Source organism: Reyranella soli (genome assembly GCF_007992495.1).
GTDB classification, from domain to species: Bacteria; Pseudomonadota; Alphaproteobacteria; order Reyranellales; family Reyranellaceae; genus Reyranella; species Reyranella soli.
Map to the genome: position 1 here is coordinate 1 of NZ_BKAJ01000303.1, position 4,580 is coordinate 4,580.

5 protein-coding genes are annotated in these 4,580 nt (G+C 64.9%); 2 read left to right on the forward strand and 3 right to left on the reverse strand.

Going from position 1 to position 4,580, the window contains the following annotated elements:
• Positions 1–44: 44 nt before the first annotated feature.
• The 3 genes from RSO01_RS46020 to RSO01_RS46030 form a co-directional block, all read right to left on the reverse strand.
• Positions 45–761, reverse strand: a complete 717-nt coding sequence (locus RSO01_RS46020) for an oxygen-binding di-iron domain-containing protein (RefSeq protein ID WP_147157344.1) — start codon at positions 759–761, stop codon at positions 45–47.
• A gap of 65 nt (positions 762–826) precedes the next feature.
• Positions 827–1,717: an alpha/beta fold hydrolase gene (locus RSO01_RS46025; protein ID WP_147157345.1), complete on the reverse strand. Its 891-nt coding sequence runs from the start codon at positions 1,715–1,717 to the stop codon at positions 827–829.
• Complete coding sequence (locus RSO01_RS46030) at positions 1,714–2,769, reverse strand: serine hydrolase domain-containing protein (RefSeq protein WP_218037675.1); 1,056 nt, start codon at positions 2,767–2,769, stop codon at positions 1,714–1,716. The genes RSO01_RS46025 and RSO01_RS46030 overlap by 4 nt, the downstream gene beginning before the upstream one ends.
• A gap of 51 nt (positions 2,770–2,820) precedes the next feature.
• Here RSO01_RS46030 and pyrC point away from each other — a divergent pair, with 51 nt between their 5' ends.
• Together pyrC and RSO01_RS46040 are read left to right on the forward strand one after the other, a co-directional pair.
• Positions 2,821–3,864: a dihydroorotase gene (gene pyrC / locus RSO01_RS46035; RefSeq protein ID WP_147157347.1), complete on the forward strand. Its 1,044-nt coding sequence runs from the start codon at positions 2,821–2,823 to the stop codon at positions 3,862–3,864.
• 66 nt (positions 3,865–3,930) lie between these two features.
• Positions 3,931–4,560: a T6SS effector amidase Tae4 family protein gene (locus RSO01_RS46040; RefSeq protein WP_147157348.1), complete on the forward strand. Its 630-nt coding sequence runs from the start codon at positions 3,931–3,933 to the stop codon at positions 4,558–4,560.
• Positions 4,561–4,580: the final 20 nt, after the last annotated feature.

Consider the following 4,580-nt stretch of genomic DNA (forward strand, 5'->3'; position numbering starts at 1 on the left):
CCGGAAGACCATGAGCGGGCCTGGAGGCCCGCGGTCCGGCAAGACTATGAATGCAGCCGTTTGGCGTGATGGTCGGCCAACGCCTTCAGGGCGGCTTCGCCGTCACCTTTGAAGGTGGGGCCGTGCATCAGGGCGATGGTGCCGGGCTTCAACGCCGCCAGCCGGCGCAGGGTCGGCGCGGCCTGCGGCGTGGCTGGCATGAAGGGGACCGCCTTCTCGGTGGCGATGGCCGGCTCGACGATGTCGCCGGTTGTCGTCGTTGGACAGGGGCCGAACTGGGTGAACAGATCGCTGCTGAACAGCGTGCCCGTGGTCTCCTCGTAGATCACGCCGGCGTCCCAGTTGTGCGGCACGTGCGGCGTGTCGATCCAGCGCACCTTCTTGCTGCCGAGGTCCAGCACCTCGTCGTTCTTGAGCGCACGCGGCGGCCGGTCGGCCATGTCGGTCAGCCAGATGTTGCAGCCGACCTGGCCGTGCGCCGGCGTGGCGCTGGGCGCCGCGGCCAGCCACTGGTTGAGGGCGCCGCTTTCGTCGGCCTCGACATGGCTGCAGGTCGTCCAGCGCAGCCGGTCGAGCGGGATCACGCGCTTCACCGCCTCGGAGATCAGCGGGAACAGCGAGCGCTGGCCGTAGTGGAACAGCAACGGCTCGTCGGCATCGATCAGGAATTGGTTGAAGGTGAATCCGTTCGGCCCGATCTGGGGCACGAAGGTCGACAGGCGATAGATCTTGTCGGCGATCTCGGAGACCTCGGTCTTCATGGAATGCTCCTACCCCTGCGTGTTCTTCTGTCTTGTCTTGGGGCAAGACATGAGGGCCTTGCCGGCTATTGCAAGAGGACGTCGATCAGTTTGCGATTGAACGCCTCGGCGCCCTCGTAGGCAACCCAGTGGCCGGCACCCTCGATCACATGCATCTGGAAGTCCGGTTGCAGGGCACGGAACAGGTCGATTCGTTCCTGGATGTGTGGATAGGTGGTCGAATCGAACTCGCCCCAGATGCCGGTCAACGGCGTCTTCACCCGCGGCAGCACTTCGCTGAGCTTGTAGGCCCGTCCCATGTCGCGGCTGCGCGTCTTGGCGCGCGTGGTGTTCATGATCTGCATGTGGATGGCTACGCCATCGACATTGGCGGGATCATGCAACATGAGGATTTCGAGATTGCGCCGCGCCTCGGCGGCCAAGGTCTCGGCCGGCATCTCGGGCAAAAGCTTGCGGAGCTTCGGCCCGGGATCGCGCGTCGCCTTGAGCCCGCCGGCGCCCACCATGACGATGCGGCGGATCCGGGGCTCGAACAGCGTCGCGATATGACCGGCCACCATGCCGCCGAACGAGAAGCCGGTGATGGCGAACGTCTTGTCGGCCGGCAGCAGCTCCTTCATCGCCGCCTCGACGCAATGCGTCACCGACCAGACATCGCGCACGTCGTTCGGCGGATCGCTGTCGCCCAGGCCCGGCATGTCGGCGGCGTAGATCGTGAAATGCTGTGACAGCGGCTGGACGTTGCGGATCCAATGGATCCACGAACCCGAGCCGCCATGGAACAGGAGCAGGATGGGCTTGCCCGAGTTCTCGCTCCAGATGTGCCACATCATCTTGCCACCGTTACCCATCGGCACGCGCACCTTGCGCGATGCGGTGGCTTCGACGGCGGCGATGTGTTCGGCGGCGGTGCGTCCGTCCGGCATGCGCGGGACGGCCGAGTAGTCGAGGCTCATTTGGCGATCGCCCCCAGCAGGCGCTCGACGAAGCCCGGCGCCTGCTTGCGATCGATCCAGCGCAGCACCGTGACCAGATCGTTGTCCGGATCGATCCAGACGATGTGGCTGCCCCAACCCAGCGCGAAGTAGCTGCGCTCCGACGCCGCCGCGAACTGCCGCTTGTTGGTGTTGAGCCACCACATCAATCCGTAGAACGGCGCGACGGGGCAGGGCTTCACCAGTTCGTCGGTCCAGCCCGTGGGCAGCAGCTGCTTGCCGTCCCAGACGCCGCCTTGCGCCACCAGCAGGCCCATCAGCGCCAGATCACGTGCCGAGATCACGATGCCGCCGCCCCAGTGGCCGCCGCCCGGCACCGAGACCATCGGCTTGCCGTCGATGGTGACGGTCGAGTTGCGATAGCCGTCCCACTTCCAGTCCTGCGAAGCGCCGATCGGATCCATGATGCGCCGCTTCAGCACCGACGGCAGCGGCTCCTTGAACAGCTGCAGCAGCGACAGCGACAGCCGGTTCACGCGCACATCGTTGTATTCGTAGAACGTGCCCGGCTTCTTCAGTTGGCGCCGCGTTCCCTTGGGCGCCTCGGCGACGGCGAGCCCGACCACGCGGTTGTGGTCGATGCGGTCCTCCTTGTCGAACAGCGTGCCCTGCCATTCGCTGGTCTGGGTCAGGAGGTGTCGCCAGGTGATGTCCTTGTTCTGCTCGCTGGCGAAACCGTCATCGAGCGCGGAAGGTCCGGCCTTGTCGTCGAGGCCCTTGATCAGTCCGTCGCCGACGGCGAGGCCCGCCAGCACGGAGAGGAAGCTCTTGGCGACGCTGAAGGTCATGTCGGGGCGCGCCACGTCGCCCCATTCGGCGAGAACCTTGCCGCCGCGATAGACGATGCCCGAGTGGCCGCCGCGCGGCGTGACCGGTCCCAGCACCTCGTTGTCGGGGGCTTTTTCGCCCGAATCGAAGGTCATCACGAACTGGCCGTCCGGCATCTTCATGCTTGCGGGCCACTTGGACTCGGCGGCCTTGGCGTAGGCGATCGCCTCTTTCAGTTCATTCATGCCCGCAATCAACATTGGAGCCTGCCCGGGGGCAAGCGTAGAAAACGCATCATGACCTTGCCCAGTTCGATCACCATCCGCCGACCCGACGACTGGCACGTCCATCTGCGCGATGGGCCGATGTTGCAGGCCTGCGCCGTGCATACGGCGCGCCAGTTCGCCCGCGCCGTCATCATGCCCAACCTGGTGCCGCCGGTGACCCGGATCGCGGAAGCGTCGGCCTACCGAGACAGAATCCGCAGAGCGGTTCCAGCCGGGCTCACCTTCGAGCCCCTGATGACCTGCTACCTGACCGACAGCGCCGATCCGGTCGAGCTCGCCAACGGCAAGCAGCAGGGCGTGTGGGTGGCGGCCAAGCTCTATCCCGCGCATGCCACGACCAACTCGGCGCACGGCGTCACCTCGATGGACCGCATCGCCAAGGGGCTCGAGGCGATGGAGAAGGCGGGCATGCCGCTCCTGGTCCATGGCGAGGTAACCGACGCCGACGTCGACATCTTCGACCGCGAGGCGGTGTTCCTGGACAAGGTGCTGGCGCCGTTGCTGCGTCGGCATCAGGGGCTGAAGGTCGTGCTGGAGCACATCACGACCAAGGAGGGCGTGGCGTTCGTCGAAGCGAACGGTGCGCGCATGGGCGGCACCATCACGCCGCATCATCTCAGCTACAACCGCAACGCCATCTTCAAGGGCGGCATCCGTCCGCACCTCTACTGTTTGCCGATCGCCAAGAGCGAAGAGCATCGCCTGGCGCTGCGCCGTGCCGCGACCTCAGGCAGCGCGCAGTTCTTCCTCGGCACCGACACCGCGCCGCATACCGCCGACACCAAGGAATGCGCCTGCGGCTGTGCCGGCATCTTCAACGCACCCGTGGCCATGCAGGTCTACACCCAGGTCTTCGCCGAGGAGAATGCGTTGGATCACCTGGAGGCGTTCGCGTCGCTGAACGGCCCGCGCTTCTATGGGCTGCTGCCTAACGAGGAGCGCATCACACTGAGTGCAGGCAGCCTGGACGTGCCGGAACGCATCGACGTGCCAGGCAGCGATAAGAGCGTCGTGGTCTTCCGCCCCGATACGCCGATCAACTGGTCGTTGTAGCTGCCGCAAAGAGTCCATTAATCGGGCGTAGGGTTCGATGTCGCCATCGAGACCGGAGAGTCGCCCATGGATGATTTCGCGATCAGCATCGATTTGCCCGTTTTCAAGGCGTACTACCCGATAGTCACCCAGACATCGGCGACCGTCGGGACGCCGCCCAAGGTCAAGTACACCGTCACCATGAGCGACCCGGGAGGATCTCTCGGCAACGAACTGGACAGTTGGGTGACCGAGCTCAAGAACCTCGACCCCAGCTATACGACCTGCTGCATTCAGATGTCGCATGCGCTCAACATGTCGTTCCACACGACCGATCCCACGAAGATGGTCGGGAACAAGAGCTACCGGCGCCCGACCCGCAAGTTCAAGATCCAGGCGGCCGCCAACAAGGAGTTCCACTACATCGCCTCGGTCGACGAGATGAAGGAGTTCCTCGATACGACATTCGAGACCGGCGAGGAGATCTCGCGTCTCGGCAACGGCAAGGTGGCGTCTCGGGCCGAGTCGAGATCGGCCATTCTGAACCGGCCGGGAATCGTGTGCTTCATGAACAACCAGTTCGCCGGCCTCCACACCGAGGTCTGGACCGGCTTCGACTGGCATCAGGATTGGATGAAGGGACGCATGGATCCGTTCGACTGGCGCCCGTTGTGGTTCTGGGACATGGGTGTCGTGCGCGGACTGCCGATGGTGTAGCTCTCATGCTCTTCCGGACC